Raw genomic sequence first — 14,759 nt, forward strand, 5'->3', positions numbered from 1 at the left:
GACTTAAAAATATGAAACTTAAAGTTTTTCTCTCCGACAGTTTTAATCCGCATCTCAATCTTGCCACTGAAGAATGGATCTTTCACAACCTCGATCCATCTCAACAAGTTTTATTTTTGTGGAGAAATGAAGAGACTGTTGTCATCGGAAGAAATCAAAATCCGTGGTCAGAGTGTAATCTGGCGCAAATGAAAAATGATAAAGTTCATCTTGCTCGTCGCACGACCGGCGGCGGAGCGGTTTTCCATGATTTGGGAAATACCAACTTTACTTTTTTGTCTCCGAAAGAATCATATAAACGCGACAACAACGTACAAGTGATCTTTGATGCTCTTAAGAACTTTGGCATCACAGGAGAGGCTTCTGGCAGAAATGATCTTCTGATTCCTTTCCACGATGGCCCTCGCAAATTTAGCGGCAGTGCTTATCGTGAGAAAAAAGACCGCGCTTTTCATCACGGCACTTTGCTTTTGCATACGGATCTGACTCGCCTTGGAAATTATCTGACTCCAAATCCTAAAAAACTTCAGGCGAAGGGCAAAGAATCTGTTCGTGCGCGTGTGGCTAACTTGAATGAAGTTTCTGCGAATATTAAGCATGATCAAATCGTAGAGACCATGGTGGCATCGTTTGAAAAGTTCTATGGAGCCAAAGCCGAAATCGAATCTTTGACCATGGAAAGTTTAAAGCTGATTCCTGAATTGAAAGCTCAATACGACTCTTTGAGTTCTTGGGAGTGGTTGTACGGAAATACTTTGGAATTCAATCACAAGATGGACGAGTACCTGTCTTTGGGTTTCTTTGATTTTCAATTTCAAGTTGAAGATGGCGTGATTAAAGAGCTTAAGATTTTTACGGACTGTCTTTACCCGCAATTGATTGAAGATATGACTGCAAGTTTGCGTGAACAGGCTTATCGCGGTGAAACCATTCGACAAGCCCTTCATAAATCTCGCGAGAAATTCCCAGATCTTTCTGCCGGACTTACGGAGCTTGAACAATGGCTCTGCCGACAGATTGAAATCTAAGATATTACTTCACGCGTTTTAGGCTACGGCACTCGTATTGTTTATAAGTACGTCTGCCTTCTTGCGGGAATTGGTGGTCGTAGTACATATTCGCTGCCAACACTCTTCCCGTTCCATCACTTGCGATTTTAACTTCAATAGAAGAATCGCCATCCATCTTCAGCATGTAGGCGTGGAAATTATCTTTGTACAAATAAGGTTTTGTTACAGAGACCGTGTATTGGGCTTTACGAGCGTCACCCGTGCTATAAGCCTCAGGAACCTCTACTTGCATACTGCGAACTTCGCCATTGCTTACATTCAAAGCCACGGCACATTCTTTTTGGCTTAAAGCCAACTTCTTACAACCAAGATCCGTCGCAAAAACACCGCCTGTATCAGCACATTGCTTACGAGCCGCCACACGGCCATGGAAAATCATTGTTTCCGCCTGCGTTCCCACGGCGAACATCATCACGATAGCTTGAAGTAAAAGTGCTCTCTTTGTCATAAAAACCTCCATCTAGTTTATTCACAGAGGTTAGAAAGCAACATCCGTTCCCGAGCGAAATAAAACCGATTTCTTCTCAGCATTATTTCAGCGAAGAACTCTTGCTCGGGTGACAAAGTTGGCGCCTAGAGCTCGCCAAGGGAGCGGGATCGGACGGATACTAGAGCGAAGGGGTTCTGCCTCCATCCACAGGTAGGTTGATTCCTGTAATATACGAGGCGGCGGGGCTTGCTAAAAATGCAATAGCCTCAGCCATTTCGCGAGGCTCTCCGATGCGCCCCATAGGAATGGTGGTTTTCCATTTTTCTTCGACATCTTCCACCGAAGTTTGTGATGAGGTCGCTGAGGAATTCATCAAACTGCGCAGACGATCCGTTCTAATATATCCAGGTAGAACATTATTAACGGTCACACCAAACGGCGCCAACTCCCCCGCCAAAGTTTTTGACCAGCTCGCCATAGCCCCTCGGACAGTGTTAGAAACACCCAAACCCGGAAGCGGATTTTTGACGGAGGTCGAAATCACGTTGATGATTCGTCCATATTGCGATTGTTTCATCGACGGCAGAAGTGTTTGCACCAACAGATGCGATGCTAAAAGATGTGCATGCAGAGGATTTTCAAATTCAGAAATATTCGCTTCATACAAAAGCCCGCCTTTGGGACCTCCGGTGTTATTCACCAAAATCTGCACGGATTCTTTTTTTAGTTCAGGAAGAATTTCTTTCTGAAGTTTTTCTGTATCACCAAGATCAATGGAAAAACTTTTATGTCCTTCGCCGGGAAGACTTTGCAGAAGTGATTTCAGTTTCTCTTCCGTCCTGGCTAAAGCAATCACGCGCGCGCCTCGCTCCGCAAAGATTTTTGCGGCCGCCTCCCCGATGCCTCCTGAAGCGCCACAAACCACAGCCGTTTTTCCCTGCAAATTCCAAGAGTTCATCTTATGTCTCCTTGACTTAAATATTCTGAGCGAGCCACTTTTGAATATCGTCTCTCATTTCAGCCGTGATTTCATGACCCGCCTTGTAAGTTTTAAACTCATAGTCAAACTGCGCAGCTTTCAGAGTTTCTGCTGTCCCTTCGCCGTGAAACAACGGGAGCTTGTTATCAAGCACACCGTGGATTAAGAGCACTTTGGGTTTCTGAGTGTATTGACGTTCACGAGCTTGGGCCGAAATTTCTTGAAGCGTGCGGCCACTGATCGCAATCACACCTTTAATAAGGCCAGGCTCCGTGAGCGCCAACGAAAGACTCATGATTGTTCCTTGGCTAAATCCCATAAGAAAAACTTTTGAAGAGTCCACGTCGGGATGATCTTTTAAATCTTCAATAAACTTTTTAATGATTTTTCGCGACTCCTCAGCCTCGGCTCGATTGTGATCGGGCCCCTGAGGAGTGAAGTTCACATGAAACCAAGCGTAGCTTTCGTGCCCCAACGTCAAAGGAGCTCGCAAACTAAAAACAGCCAAACGTGGGTTCAAAGATTCCGCAAAGCTCGCAAGATCTTTTTCATTTGAACCCACTCCATGCATCACAAGAAGAACGGGCGATTTTGTCGCCGTCTTTTCTTTCGCGGGAATATAAATATATTGAAGTCCTCTTTCGTTTTTCATTGTATTAACCTCTTTTACCAAAACTAAGGCCGCGCATAGAAATAGAACCCAAATCATAACCTTCGAATTGAAAATCCAATTCCTCTTTTTCATTGGCAGCTCCTAAAACATAAAGCAGCGGAAGATAGTGATCTGGCGTAGGAACACTGAGTTGCCCTGCCGTTGTTTTCATAAAGTCCTCAGTGAGAGATTTAAAATCTCTTTGAAGTAGTCTTTCTTTCGTCCATTCATCAAACTCCACGGCCCAATCAAACCCTTGAGAAGTCTTATCCCAATCGGCTCTTCGCAAATTGTGAACGATATTGCCACTGCCAAGAATTAAAACTCCCTGCTCCCGCAAAGAGCGCAGTTTCTTCCCTAATTCAAAGTGAAATGAAGGAGGCTCTGACATATCGATACTCAACTGCAAAACCGGAATGTCAGCCTCGGGATACATTTTGCGCAAAACCGCCCACGTCCCGTGATCTAATCCCCAGTTTTCATCGCCTTGAATTTTGGGACGCTCCGAAAGAGTTTGAATATGTTTTGCCAACTCCGGATAACCGGGCGCTGGATATTGCACATCAAAAAGTTCTTGAGGAAAGCCACCGAAGTCATGGATCGTGCGAGGCTCTGACATCCTTGTGACCCATGTACCTGCACTTAACCAGTGCGCCGAAATTGTCAGAATGGCTTTAGGTTTTGGAATCTCTTTCGCTAACTGTGCAAGACTTTGCGTAAAGGAGTTGTCTTGGATGGCGTGCATTGGACTGCCGTGACCAACGAAAACCACTGGCATTGTGGTGCCATCATATTTTGTACTCGTATCAAAAAGAGTTTTTAGGTCTTGAGGCATCTTAATTCTCCATAGCCCGACGCTGGCCAACAAACTTCCCGCCCCTAGGAGGAGCGTTCTACGATTGAGATAAAACGGATTCTTATTCATGCCTTTATTATCAAATGAAATGCATTGTTCCGACAGTGGTCAAAACTGCATAAGACTGTTCCACCAATGCAACAATCTATATTTTTTCAATATTACGCATAAGCACCCTCACCTAATGCTTGAAAAGCATTCGAATCAAGGTAGGCTAACAAGCATGAACAAATTTAAATTACTCGTTTTTTGTTTTGTTTCTTCCGCTCTTTTCCTAAGCTGCGCTTCACGCCCACCATTCCAAGAGAAGGACTCCAACGGAATCGGATATGAGGTGAAGGATATACAGTCACCATCGAACTTTCAAACATCTGCAACCCTTCCTGCATCTACAAACAACAACTATCTTACCAAATATGCCTGGCGATCGGTTGGTGAAGTTTGTGCTCAAAGAGGATTCAATTTTTTTGACTTTTCATCACCTGAAACAACATCGACCAGAGAAAACAAAGTTCTCGTTAATACGATTGGATACTGCTTTAAAGAAAGCACTCGACGAGGCCTCGGCATAACTTTTAAACCTTCAAAAGTCGGTTTAGAAGTTGAACATTTAAATAACAAACAAAACTCCTCCTTGAAAGTCAAAGACATCGTCCTTGAGATTCAGGGCAAGAAAGTTGCTACGACGACGGATGTAAAACAGGTCGTGTACATAAATACTGCAAAGTCCAGTGTCGACATGGCCGTCATACGCGATGGCAAAAACATCAAAATCGTTGAACCAATATCAGTTTTGGCCGGCTTCAACTTTGACCATGAGTACTTAAAGGCTCTACGCAAATGGACTAACTAAATTTGCCGAACAAGACCATCTCGTCGCGCCTAGTCAGATAGTGTTTCCTGCTTCTGGAAGCTCAATTCCAAAAGAGACTTTGTACATTGTATTTTTCGCTCTGGTAACGCCTCATACAGGGATCATTTTTCACTGAATTAGATTATATACAACAAACAAGGATTCAAAAAAGAATATCAATCCTCGATGGAATACTCGATATATCCATTTCTCCTTTTTACTCCCATTGCTCTCGTCCAACATTTAACTTATAGACGAGACCATGCGGAACTACTGTTGGCCGAGGACATTCTCCTTCAAATATCGTCTGACTTCCAGAAGGGCCTTTTTTAGCTCCTCCAAAGGTTGCTCGCCGCGCCTAGCAAAGTGGTTTTTGCAGCTCCAGGCTATTGACCGATGCCAAACCCCAAGCTAGCTTGAACCATTATTTTTTACACACATTACGCGTCGCACCCTAAAGGTGTGAGGCATCCTAGCGGAGGAAAAATGGCTGAATATATCAATCCAGATTACGTTCCAGAACCAGAGAAAATGAATGTGAAAAAGGGCCTTGATGGCGTTGTTATGGACACGTCTTCAGTTTCTAAAGTGAACCCTCACACAAACTCTTTGATCTACCGTGGTTACCCAGTTCAAGACTTGGCTGAAAACTGCTCTTTCGAAGAAGTGGCTTTCTTGATGTACAATGGTGAGTTGCCAACAGCTTCTCAACTTGCTGACTTCACAAAAAAAGAGCGCAGCTACCGTGAGATCTCGACAACTTTGTTGAATGTGATCAAAGCTCTTCCACAAAAATGTCATCCAATGGATTCTATCCGTACTGCGGTTTCATTCTTGGGCGCTGAAGATGCTCGTATTTGGGATGCTTCCCCTGCAACAAACATGGACAAAGCGATGATGTTGTTGGCGAAAATCCCAACAATGGTTGCAGCGGACTACCGTTTCAAAAAAGGTTTGGATTTTATTCCTCCTAAAGCGGAACTTTCTATCGCTGAAAACTTCTTCCACATGTGCTTTGGTAAAGTTCCACAAAAAGAAGTTGTGAAAGCTTTCGACGTTTCTTTGATCCTTTACGCTGAGCACAGCTTCAACGCTTCTACTTTCACAGCACGTGTTGTGACTTCAACTCAATCTGATATCTACTCTGCAACTGTAGCGGGTATCGGTGCGTTGAAAGGTCCTTTGCACGGTGGTGCGAACGAAATGGTTATGCACATGATGAAAGAGATCGCGGATCCTGCAAAAGCAGAACAGTGGATGCTTGATGCTCTAGCTCAGAAGAAAAAAGTCATGGGTTTCGGTCACCGCGTTTACCGCTCTGGCGACTCTCGCGTTCCAACTATGAAAAAATACGCGCAAGTGATGGCTGACGTGACTGGCGAACAAAAATGGATGCAGATGTACACGGCTTTGGAAAAAGTTATGGTTGATAAGAAAAAGATCTACCCTAACTTGGATTTCCCAGCGGGTCCTGCTTACTACATGATGGGCTTTGAGATCGACTTCTTTACTCCGATCTTCGTTATGGCTCGTACAACGGGCTGGTCTGCTCACATCATGGAGCAAGCTGCTGACAACCGTATCATCCGTCCATTGTCAGAGTATGTTGGTAAAGAACAACGCAAAGTGACTCCTATCAGCGAACGCAAATAGGACGCTCTAAAAAAGTGAATTTTGGAAAGCCTCTGCGAAAGCAGGGGCTTTTTTTTGCCTGTTCGCTAAGCCCATTACAGGATTGAAGCCTTAACGGAATGAACCTGACAGAGGCAATTTGATTGTGGTCAAAACAAGCAACTAAAAAAAATGGAGATCCGAAAATGAAAAAGTTAATCGTTGTAGTTGCACTGTTTGTAGGTTCATTGGCCTCTGCTCAAGACATTCCGAATGTGTCTGTTGGCGATTTCCCAAGCCAAAGCCAGTGGGCTATTGGAATGGTGAATATGGCTTGCGACACTGAATTCCGTGCGGACCACGGTTATGTGGGCACGATCTCAAGAGTGAATGGCGGCGTTGTTTACCGAGTCTTCGCTGACGACAAAGTCGTGGCTCGCGCTCGCGCTTCTTCGACATCCATTCTTGCAAGAAAAACTTGCTTCTAGTTTCAAACAGCTTTTGGAAATTAAAAGGGGCGCTATGAGCCCCTTTTTTATCGCTTAGTTTTCTGCGATGGTGATCATCTTGTGATCGAAGCGCATGCGCTCTTGATTGTATTGCGCAAGAACCCTTTGCGCGATTTCAGCTTGCGAATCATCTTTCTTCAAATGCTCAAAGCTCGCTTTGGTGACATTCAATGAAAGCAGATAATCGCTCTTACGAATCATGTTTTGGAAATCAAACTCGCGAAGCTTTTTGAATCCACCTTTTTCACGACGGGCCTTCAAAATAGAGGTCATAGCCTTTAAGTGGGCCATCATATCTTTGGAGTACTGAGTTTTCATGGACTCCATATCCACTCCCCGGCGCCATCTATCAAAGCCACTCATCGAAGACACGGCAAGAAGATGCAACGACTGCGTATCGAGTCGCTCAGCCCATCTTTTTGCGGCTTGCATATTGATCTCGAGCTCCTGGCGCTTGGGCATTTTGTAAACAGAGACGCCGCTTATCGGCTGTCTCATTGTGAGAGCGTGATTCTGAGCTCCAACTAATAAGAGTTCCGCCGCCAAAATAGCGCACGCAATAAATCCCAAGGCCCCAGTTCGTAGAAATATACGCATTTTATCTGTCATACAAAGTATCCAATACAAGGCTCGTGCCCAGTCTCATATTGAGATTGACCCCAGCTAGGTACGGACTTACTTTTGGTAGTGCTAATGCGTTAGACGCGACTGCGCTACCAAAAGTAAGTCCGTACCTTTTAGAGGAGTATTACATCATGAAGAAGTTATTGTTCTTAGCTCTTTTCCTTACAGCTTGCGCGCAAACGCCCAAAACTTCTGAATCTTCTAAGTCACATGAACTCGTTCATCACGGTGTTTCGACTTATGTGTCTGCGTTGCCAGCGCGAGGTATTGACTACTCTGCTACTCTCACCAAAGTGGCTTTCGGTTCTTGTGCAAATCAAGATAAGCCTGAACCTCTTTGGAAAGATATTGGTGCCGCCAATCCAGATCTTTTTCTTTTTATGGGCGACAACATTTATGCAAGCCACCCTTCGCAACAGCCGATTGCAGAACAGTATCGAAAAATGGATTTGATTCCTGAGTATCGCGCGGTTCGTGAGAAAGTTCCGTTCATGGCAACGTGGGACGACCATGATTTCGGAATGCGGGATGGAGGTGCGGATTGGACTGGTAAAGACAACGCCCGTCGCGATTTCACCAACTATTGGATTTACGTAAGAAACAGCATTCCCCTTGAGCAAGGGGGCGTTTATCACGCCAAAATCATCGGTCCCAAAAAGAAAGCCGTGCAAGTTATCATGCTCGACACTCGCTACTTCCGCAGTCCTTTAAAAGAAAAGCCCGGAATGGAAGGCAAAGCCATGGATTACATTCCTCAAGATGAAGGAACCATCTTAGGGCAAAATCAATGGGAGTGGCTGGAAGCTCAATTGAAACGTCCTGCGGATGTTCGTTTTATCGTGAGCAGCATCCAACTTGTTGCGACAGATCCTAAGTTTGAAAAATGGGGCAACTTCCCGAAAGAGCGTCAGCGCTTCTTTGATCTGCTTAAGAAAACTCGCGCAAAGAATGTGATTGTTTTAAGTGGCGATCGCCATTTAGCGACCATTGCTAAAACAGATGTGCAAAATTACGGACCTCTTTACGATATCACTTCTAGCTCTATCAATCGCGCCAATGACTACGGCGATACGGACAGTCACTACGTCGGCCCGGTTTACAATAAAGAAAACTTTGGTGTGGCCACTATTGACTGGACGAAAAAGAAAGTTACTGTTGAAATTCGTGGTTTTAACAACGAAGTCGTGAACTCCGTTGATATTAAACTAAGATAGCAGGTCTCTCTCCTGCTATCTTGTTCCTTTAGAAGGCGGGGTTCCCATGATGGAGCCAGTTCCCATCATAGAACCTGTGCCACCCATCATCATTCCGGTACCCGCCTCTGGCCATGGAACACCCACTCCAACAGATTTGCATCGTCTTACGATCTCACGCTTATTTTCCAAAGAGTTCTTGGGATCATTTTTTATAGCTTGATCATAGATTTGGTTTACAACCCGGACTCCCTGAAAATTTGAATCGCTGATATTTTCGCAGGTAGAATATTTTGGAATACCCTTGTTTGAAATACGATGAGAATGGTTGATTTGAAACTTCTCGCCTGCCTCGGTATAGATCGTCATATTTTGTGGATCTTCACCCTTAACAACAAAGCTCCAGCCGTCATCATCTAAAGGAATGATTTTATTTTTTAAAGCGACTGATTTTTCATTGATGGCAACAAGGCAGTCTGTGAAGTTTGCTTTCTTTGAAAAAGGTTTCTGATCGACAGATCCCACATCTCCGGTTCCAGCTAGTGCTTGAATAGAACTAAATAAGATAAACGTGACTACAACGATACGGCTTTTTTGCATAGACTCCTCTGTCTTTAGACCTCCCCATCGTCTCATTAACAAATTCGAACTCAAAATGGGTTCTTTTTGATCTCAAGACTATCGTTGGGAGTCAGGACCATTATTTAGATAGTTGGAGGTCGCAAAAAAGTTAAAATTAAGTTGGAAAAGTCGACGATTTTCATACGCATCGACATCATGCTTTTTAAGTCGTTCCTGGACGAACTCCTCAAAATCCTTAAGAAACCCTTGATACTCCTCTGAGCTCATCGCCAGAAACAAACTTCTAAAGCGGCGATCCTCGACTGGATAATCAATCGCCTGCTGAGCCTGTACCAAGGAATTTCGGTAAAACTCTCTCAAACCATTATCCATGAATTCGCTTGGCACTTTCCAAGAGCGCTGGTTCGACTGCCAATGAACTTCCCCAGCTTGCTCCACTTTATGCGCCAGCCCCATCTTTTCCAAAGCCAAAAGAGCTGAATCCATTTCAGTAACCTCGACATCAAAAATGAGGGCCAGCTTTTCGCTGGTTTTCGGAATGTCCGCGAAACTCAGAAGAGTTTTTAATTTGGCAAGAAGAGGATTGGCTAAGAATTCATAATGATTTTTGATCTCGTCTTGTTCTACTTTCGGCGTATTCATACGCGACAGCTGCATCTCAAAAACTTTTCTCTGTTCTTGATTCTTACTTTGTGTGTAGTTTACAAGGGCACTGAAATAAAGACGTTCTTCCGCATCCAGTTGCAAAGAGTTCTGAAACAGAATCATCATTTTTTCATTAATGGGACGTTTTCCTGAAACTACCAATCGCAAGTATGTTCTATCATCAAAGCCCGCTTCACGAGCCCAGGCTTCATAAGAGAAAAAAGGTTCCGTCTCCTTGCGAAAGGAATAGTAGTCTTGAAGAAATTTAAAGGAACTAAGATACTTTTTAATCTGCGGTTTTTCAGTAGCCATGCTCCCATGGTCACCACAGGGAAAAGCTCTCGCAAGTGGAATCATTCTGATCTCAAAATTTACCGCGCTAGGTCACTTATCGGAGCGGCTCCAGTCCACTTTTCCTGGGGCTTCCGCTTCTTCAGGAAGACGTCCATTAAAAAGAGTTCTTGTCCAAAGAACTACTTCGTCCACCGCCGAGTCTAGATGATTTTCATCGATAACGATGGAAGGAATATCCAAATCTTTTGCCGTATTTTGAGCGTCGTCAAAGGGCCCTTGAATCATGATAAGGCCCTTGCAGTATCTCGTTTCCTGACAGACTCGCACCATGTATTCAGCCCCCACGCTCACACCGACACCTACGATTTTTTCGTGATCAACGGCGGCGTGCTCTAAGAGCATCTCTAAGGCCGCTTTAATATCTTCAATTCTTTTTGATGGAGACTCCCAAGGTTGTGCAGCACTTTCTTCGTCGCCGTAAAAACTATGATCCATGATAAAACAGACGAGACCTTGCAAGCTGGCTTCACGTGCAATGTACTCTGTGATCTGATTCGTGGCCCCCGTCATGGAGCCTTCAAATAAAAGTGCTGGTGAGACACCCATCACATTATCTGGAAGAAAAAGAAGCCCTTCGAGCATGCGTCCTTGCGACGTGAAATTGACGGTGACTTTCATGACCTGAACCTCCCGCCGCCTCAGAATAAATGCGCTCACGGAAAAACAGAAATTTTTCGAGCGACTTTGCTATTTTACAACGAGGCTGGCACACACCTCATATGTGACAATTGGTGTCCCTGAAATTCTATTTAGACAGGGCTTACTTGCTGATCTGGAAATAAACCCCTGCGGGCACTGGCGTATTTCTAGCAAAAAGGCCTTCCATACGAAGGAGAGCTTTTATGTTTAATCTAGGAAAAAAACTTGGAGTGATGACTCTGGCTTTATGTATCGGTTCCCAGGCTTTGGCCTTATCTATGGAGTGCACTGTTGGGGCAACCACTGCAACTAACAGCGGCTTAATGCCCATTGAAAATGACATCACACTCAACACCACTGAGGTTCAACGAAATGGCTCTCTGGATCTAAAAAAATGTTCGACCACAGAAGCTCTTGGCATGACTCTCTCTTTTTGCGCAACGGATGATATGGAAGCCATTGGCATTTACAAGGCGAACGTCACAATTCTCGAAAAAAATAACGAAGCCTATTTCTCTACAGCTCAGGAACTGTTAGCGACACCAAAAAAAGGCCGATCTTTGATCTCTTTACTTTCAATATCGACTCTCACTCCTCAGTTTATGCAAAAGATGGATCAAGCAGAGATCTCTTACCCCGAGTATAAGGGTGGTGACTCACTCATGATTGATGATGCTGTTGCCGCGGCGTTTAGAAAAAACGTCCTAAATAAAAGTGACGTCGTTAACGTGAGCATTGGAACGTGCACGCTTAAATAGAGCTGCCGGAACTCCGGCAGGCGCCGAAAATGCAGCAGATCGTCCTGCCAGATTCCCGGCAACATCCCTTTCAAACCTCCTATATTGCATCTGAGCGCCTGAAAAGTTGGTATCACCGTTGCTTTTAGAGGAAGACATTAACAATCCTCTGAAAGGGACATAACATGAAATCACTTATTAAAAAAATCACACAGACTTTAGTTTTCGCACTTCTTGCTTTACCAGCGATCAGTCATGCCTCAATGCGCGTTGATAATGGCACTCAGCACATTATCAAATTTGCGATCTACCAAGGCGATGTCGTCATCTCCAAATGCTTCGGAATGTTGCCAGATCAATTTTATCTCTCTAAAGACGATGGCACCCTGAAGTTGTCGGCAACGACCATCCTCCGTGATAACACCTATGTTTCTCAAAACGTAGACATCGATATCGACAAATCCACTGACTACAGCGCGACCATCCGCCCTAGCGCGGGACAACAACAGTTTAGTCTTGAACAAAGTGAAGGCTCTACTGTGGGCGCTCTCAATCTCAATAACACTTTGTCAGTGGAAACACAGTTCACTTTTCAATCCGAAGGCCACACGGTACAAAGCATTGTCGTTCCGGCAAACACAATAAAAACGCTTTCTTTGGCTAGACAGTACAAAATCGTTGTTGTGGTCGATGGCGTGACTTTGGACCCTGTGGTGACAACAAATCCAAATACGAATTTCAGAGTGATTTCTTCCGTTGACCGAGATGGCAATGAAGTTTTCGAAGTTCAATACTAGTTCGGATCCAGCAAACTCAAATTGATCATAAAGTTGCGCGCAATACGCATTGCGCGCTCTTTTGCTTCACTGGCTTTTAAGCCAATAAAATGTTCATCCACGGTTTCTGTAAATAAACGAAGCCAACGTTCAAAGTGACCAAACTGCAAATTCAGTTTCATGTGGGGAGGGAATGGACGACCACGGTAAGTGTCGTCGCCTAATAACAAATCCGACCAGAAGTTATAGAGCTTCGGAAGATGTTCGTCCCAATTGACTTTGGCAACATCATTGAAAATCGGTCCGATAAAAGTGTCTTTGCGAACTTTGTCGTAAAAGCTATCCACTAAAAGTTGAATGTCTTCTCTTGTTTCAATCGGTTTACGTTTTTCCATTTCAAAAATCCTTATTTATCGCGCCGCAATTCGAAAAGGTACGGCGTACCTCTTAAGCGATCGGCAATACATCCAAATCTTTCGGGCGAATCTTGCGCAGCTCCTCGGGGATTGATTTTAGAATCGCTTCTCCTAGGCTTTCGATCAACTCGCTTTTGTAGTGCTCGCGGCGATACACCAAACCAATTTCTCGCGCCGGAATCGGACGTTCAAATTGCACGATCTGACTATGCTCCCCGATTTGCTCGGTGGCAAGATGTGGAAGCAAAGTGTACCCCCCGTAGAGATCCACGAGGTTTTTAAGCGTCTCTAAACTTCCGCTTTCAAATTTATAACGACGACGCGTGCCTTTGTTCTTTTTAATCGAGCAGAGATCTAAAACCTGATTGCGCAAACAGTGGCCTTCTTCCAAAAGCCACACATCTTCCATGGAAAGACTTTGATATTTGATTTTCTTAGCTTGGGCATACTCATGATTCTTTTCACACAAAACATAAAAAGGTTCGTAATAAAGAGGAAACTCAAACATCTTTGAAACTTGCGTCGGCGTTGCCAAAACACCGACATCAATCTCATCATCATCCAAGGCTTTAAGAATATGATCCGTCTGCATCTCTTTGATGTTGAGTTCCACTTCTGGAAAAAGTTCTTCACACATCGGCAGCAGACGCGGCAACAGGTACGGCGCCACAGTGGGAATAACACCGATCATCAAAGATCCTTGTTTTGCGCCCTTTTTTTCTTGCTGGATCAGATTCTCGATTTTTCTGGCCTCAAAGAGAACCGTCTGCATTTGAGATATCAATTTTTTTCCCATGTGTGTCAGAAGAATGGGCTTTTTTGAGCGATCGAAAATAACAACGCCTAGATCTTCTTCTAGCTTCTGTATTTGCATGCTCAAAGTGGGCTGAGTCACAAAACACGCCTCTGCCGCCTTCGCAAAGTGGCCATATTTATGTACGGCCATTACATATTCGAGCTGCGTCAAAGAAAAGTTCACTTTTGGGACCATTGAGTGCTCCTATTTAAGGCAATTTTACCTTAATAGATAAAATCTATCAATTCATATTAATAATCGATTTCCTTAAAAAAGGTTGATCCCCTACTATGAAAGACGAAAGATGTCCTCTAGTAACAAAGGCTACTAGAGGTCCTCATTTTTTTGGCTGCTAGAGCCTGAATTTAAACACCACTCTGACAAAGTCGGAGTGCAACAGCTTAAGGAGAATCAATGCAAACTCTTATCAACACGAAAGTGCCTGACTTTAAAGTACAAGCTTTCCACCACGGTGATTTCAAAACTGTGACTCAAAACGACCTTAAAGGTAAATGGGCTGTTTTCTTTTTCTACCCAGCTGACTTTACATTCGTTTGCCCAACTGAATTGGGTGACATGGCTGATAAATATGCTGACTTCCAAAAAATCGGCGTAGAAGTTTACGGTGTTTCTACTGACACTCACTTCACACACAAAGCATGGCATGATGCTTCTGAGACAATCAAAAAAATCAAATACCCAATGCTTGCGGACCCTACATTCCAATTGACTCGCGCATTCGGCGTACACATTGAAGAAGAAGGTCTTGCTTACCGCGGTACTTTCCTTGTGAATCCAGAAGGTAAAATCGTTTTGGCTGAAGTTCAAGACAACGGCATCGGCCGTAACGCTGATGAATTGTACCGCAAAACTCAAGCGGCTCAATACATCGCTGCGAACCCAGGCGAAGTTTGCCCTGCTAAATGGACTCCAGGTAAAGCAACTTTGAAACCTGGTTTGGATCTAGTTGGTAAAATCTAGTTTTTTAAAGTCCTCGCCATCTCGGCGGGGACTTCTTTCCCCTTCTCGTTCTCTTT

Annotated in this window: 18 protein-coding genes; 8 read left to right on the forward strand and 10 right to left on the reverse strand. The window is 44.2% G+C overall.

Annotated elements, in window-relative coordinates; genetic code table 11:
* Window positions 1-11: 11 nt before the first annotated feature.
* Window positions 12-1,028, forward strand: a complete 1,017-nt coding sequence (locus ACL934_RS12810) for a lipoate--protein ligase (RefSeq protein WP_374073953.1) — start codon at window positions 12-14, stop codon at window positions 1,026-1,028.
* Between the two features lie 4 nt (window positions 1,029-1,032).
* Here the strand turns inward: ACL934_RS12810 and ACL934_RS12815 are convergent, their stop codons facing one another.
* From ACL934_RS12815 to ygiD, 4 genes are all read right to left on the reverse strand, one after another.
* A complete protein-coding gene (locus tag ACL934_RS12815; protein WP_374073955.1) occupies window positions 1,033-1,518 on the reverse strand; it encodes a hypothetical protein in 486 nt (161 codons plus the stop codon).
* Between the two features lie 160 nt (window positions 1,519-1,678).
* A complete protein-coding gene (locus ACL934_RS12820) occupies window positions 1,679-2,458 on the reverse strand; it encodes an SDR family oxidoreductase (protein ID WP_374073958.1) in 780 nt (259 codons plus the stop codon).
* A 16-nt stretch (window positions 2,459-2,474) separates the two neighbouring features.
* Complete coding sequence (locus ACL934_RS12825; protein WP_374073959.1) at window positions 2,475-3,131, reverse strand: alpha/beta hydrolase; 657 nt, start codon at window positions 3,129-3,131, stop codon at window positions 2,475-2,477.
* Between the two features lie 4 nt (window positions 3,132-3,135).
* A complete protein-coding gene (gene ygiD / locus ACL934_RS12830; RefSeq protein WP_413612362.1) occupies window positions 3,136-3,966 on the reverse strand; it encodes a 4,5-DOPA dioxygenase extradiol in 831 nt (276 codons plus the stop codon).
* Window positions 3,967-4,210: 244 nt separating this feature from the next.
* Between ygiD and ACL934_RS12835 the strand changes: the two genes are divergently transcribed.
* The 3 genes from ACL934_RS12835 to ACL934_RS12845 all read left to right on the forward strand — a co-directional run bounded on the left by ACL934_RS12835 (window position 4,211) and on the right by ACL934_RS12845 (window position 6,939).
* A complete protein-coding gene (locus ACL934_RS12835) occupies window positions 4,211-4,840 on the forward strand; it encodes a PDZ domain-containing protein (protein WP_413612363.1) in 630 nt (209 codons plus the stop codon).
* A 486-nt stretch (window positions 4,841-5,326) separates the two neighbouring features.
* Complete coding sequence (locus ACL934_RS12840; RefSeq protein ID WP_374073963.1) at window positions 5,327-6,493, forward strand: bifunctional 2-methylcitrate synthase/citrate synthase; 1,167 nt, start codon at window positions 5,327-5,329, stop codon at window positions 6,491-6,493.
* A gap of 164 nt (window positions 6,494-6,657) precedes the next feature.
* Entirely contained in the window at window positions 6,658-6,939 is a 282-nt protein-coding gene (locus ACL934_RS12845) for a hypothetical protein (protein ID WP_374073965.1), read from the forward strand.
* 54 nt (window positions 6,940-6,993) lie between these two features.
* On the opposite strand, the gene ACL934_RS12850 is transcribed toward ACL934_RS12845, so the two are convergent.
* Window positions 6,994-7,569, reverse strand: coding sequence for a hypothetical protein (locus tag ACL934_RS12850; RefSeq protein WP_413612364.1), 576 nt, complete (start codon window positions 7,567-7,569; stop codon window positions 6,994-6,996).
* 146 nt (window positions 7,570-7,715) lie between these two features.
* Here ACL934_RS12850 and ACL934_RS12855 point away from each other — a divergent pair, with 146 nt between their 5' ends.
* Window positions 7,716-8,798, forward strand: coding sequence for an alkaline phosphatase D family protein (locus ACL934_RS12855; protein ID WP_413612365.1), 1,083 nt, complete (start codon window positions 7,716-7,718; stop codon window positions 8,796-8,798).
* A gap of 15 nt (window positions 8,799-8,813) precedes the next feature.
* On the opposite strand, the gene ACL934_RS12860 is transcribed toward ACL934_RS12855, so the two are convergent.
* The 3 genes from ACL934_RS12860 to ACL934_RS12870 all read right to left on the reverse strand — a co-directional run bounded on the left by ACL934_RS12860 (window position 8,814) and on the right by ACL934_RS12870 (window position 10,976).
* Complete coding sequence (locus tag ACL934_RS12860; RefSeq protein ID WP_374073971.1) at window positions 8,814-9,377, reverse strand: hypothetical protein; 564 nt, start codon at window positions 9,375-9,377, stop codon at window positions 8,814-8,816.
* Window positions 9,378-9,455: 78 nt separating this feature from the next.
* Window positions 9,456-10,316: a TIGR02147 family protein gene (locus tag ACL934_RS12865; protein WP_374073973.1), complete on the reverse strand. Its 861-nt coding sequence runs from the start codon at window positions 10,314-10,316 to the stop codon at window positions 9,456-9,458.
* A 72-nt stretch (window positions 10,317-10,388) separates the two neighbouring features.
* The gene (locus ACL934_RS12870; RefSeq protein ID WP_374073975.1) at window positions 10,389-10,976 is read right to left on the reverse strand and encodes an alpha/beta hydrolase; all 588 of its coding nucleotides are present in this window, start codon (window positions 10,974-10,976) and stop codon (window positions 10,389-10,391) included.
* 224 nt (window positions 10,977-11,200) lie between these two features.
* Here ACL934_RS12870 and ACL934_RS12875 point away from each other — a divergent pair, with 224 nt between their 5' ends.
* Window positions 11,201-11,755, forward strand: coding sequence for a hypothetical protein (locus tag ACL934_RS12875; RefSeq protein WP_374073977.1), 555 nt, complete (start codon window positions 11,201-11,203; stop codon window positions 11,753-11,755).
* A 164-nt stretch (window positions 11,756-11,919) separates the two neighbouring features.
* Window positions 11,920-12,531, forward strand: a complete 612-nt coding sequence (locus tag ACL934_RS12880; protein ID WP_374073979.1) for a hypothetical protein — start codon at window positions 11,920-11,922, stop codon at window positions 12,529-12,531.
* Here ACL934_RS12880 and ACL934_RS12885 read toward each other — a convergent pair.
* Together ACL934_RS12885 and ACL934_RS12890 are read right to left on the reverse strand one after the other, a co-directional pair.
* On the reverse strand, window positions 12,528-12,905 hold the full coding sequence (locus ACL934_RS12885; RefSeq protein ID WP_374073981.1) for a group III truncated hemoglobin: 378 nt from the start codon (window positions 12,903-12,905) through the stop codon (window positions 12,528-12,530). The two genes, ACL934_RS12880 and ACL934_RS12885, sit on opposite strands and share 4 nt — an antisense overlap.
* 52 nt (window positions 12,906-12,957) lie before the next feature.
* On the reverse strand, window positions 12,958-13,917 hold the full coding sequence (locus ACL934_RS12890) for a hydrogen peroxide-inducible genes activator (RefSeq protein ID WP_413612366.1): 960 nt from the start codon (window positions 13,915-13,917) through the stop codon (window positions 12,958-12,960).
* 219 nt (window positions 13,918-14,136) lie between these two features.
* Here ACL934_RS12890 and ahpC point away from each other — a divergent pair, with 219 nt between their 5' ends.
* Entirely contained in the window at window positions 14,137-14,703 is a 567-nt protein-coding gene (gene ahpC, locus ACL934_RS12895; protein ID WP_374073985.1) for an alkyl hydroperoxide reductase subunit C, read from the forward strand.
* The last annotated feature ends 56 nt before the right edge of the window (window positions 14,704-14,759 follow it).

The organism is Bdellovibrio sp. HCB-110 (genome assembly GCF_047323225.1).
Classification (GTDB): domain Bacteria; phylum Bdellovibrionota; class Bdellovibrionia; order Bdellovibrionales; family Bdellovibrionaceae; genus Bdellovibrio.

What these genes read in the sequence shown, in the direction of transcription:
- ACL934_RS12810 (WP_374073953.1), top strand. Translation starts at nt 12, where the DNA reads ATGAAACTTAAAGTTTTTCTCTCCGACAGTTTTAATCCGCATCTCAAT.
- ACL934_RS12870 (WP_374073975.1), bottom strand. Translation starts at nt 10,976, where the DNA reads ATGAAAGTCACCGTCAATTTCACGTCGCAAGGACGCATGCTCGAAGGG.
- ACL934_RS12825 (WP_374073959.1), bottom strand. Translation starts at nt 3,131, where the DNA reads ATGAAAAACGAAAGAGGACTTCAATATATTTATATTCCCGCGAAAGAA.
- ACL934_RS12845 (WP_374073965.1), top strand. Translation starts at nt 6,658, where the DNA reads ATGAAAAAGTTAATCGTTGTAGTTGCACTGTTTGTAGGTTCATTGGCC.
- ygiD (WP_413612362.1), bottom strand. Translation starts at nt 3,966, where the DNA reads ATGCCTCAAGACCTAAAAACTCTTTTTGATACGAGTACAAAATATGAT.
- ACL934_RS12850 (WP_413612364.1), bottom strand. Translation starts at nt 7,569, where the DNA reads ATGACAGATAAAATGCGTATATTTCTACGAACTGGGGCCTTGGGATTT.
- ACL934_RS12890 (WP_413612366.1), bottom strand. Translation starts at nt 13,917, where the DNA reads ATGGTCCCAAAAGTGAACTTTTCTTTGACGCAGCTCGAATATGTAATG.
- ahpC (WP_374073985.1), top strand. Translation starts at nt 14,137, where the DNA reads ATGCAAACTCTTATCAACACGAAAGTGCCTGACTTTAAAGTACAAGCT.
- ACL934_RS12835 (WP_413612363.1), top strand. Translation starts at nt 4,211, where the DNA reads ATGAACAAATTTAAATTACTCGTTTTTTGTTTTGTTTCTTCCGCTCTT.
- ACL934_RS12820 (WP_374073958.1), bottom strand. Translation starts at nt 2,458, where the DNA reads ATGAACTCTTGGAATTTGCAGGGAAAAACGGCTGTGGTTTGTGGCGCT.
- ACL934_RS12880 (WP_374073979.1), top strand. Translation starts at nt 11,920, where the DNA reads ATGAAATCACTTATTAAAAAAATCACACAGACTTTAGTTTTCGCACTT.
- ACL934_RS12840 (WP_374073963.1), top strand. Translation starts at nt 5,327, where the DNA reads ATGGCTGAATATATCAATCCAGATTACGTTCCAGAACCAGAGAAAATG.
- ACL934_RS12860 (WP_374073971.1), bottom strand. Translation starts at nt 9,377, where the DNA reads ATGCAAAAAAGCCGTATCGTTGTAGTCACGTTTATCTTATTTAGTTCT.
- ACL934_RS12875 (WP_374073977.1), top strand. Translation starts at nt 11,201, where the DNA reads ATGTTTAATCTAGGAAAAAAACTTGGAGTGATGACTCTGGCTTTATGT.
- ACL934_RS12855 (WP_413612365.1), top strand. Translation starts at nt 7,716, where the DNA reads ATGAAGAAGTTATTGTTCTTAGCTCTTTTCCTTACAGCTTGCGCGCAA.
- ACL934_RS12865 (WP_374073973.1), bottom strand. Translation starts at nt 10,316, where the DNA reads ATGGCTACTGAAAAACCGCAGATTAAAAAGTATCTTAGTTCCTTTAAA.
- ACL934_RS12815 (WP_374073955.1), bottom strand. Translation starts at nt 1,518, where the DNA reads ATGACAAAGAGAGCACTTTTACTTCAAGCTATCGTGATGATGTTCGCC.
- ACL934_RS12885 (WP_374073981.1), bottom strand. Translation starts at nt 12,905, where the DNA reads ATGGAAAAACGTAAACCGATTGAAACAAGAGAAGACATTCAACTTTTA.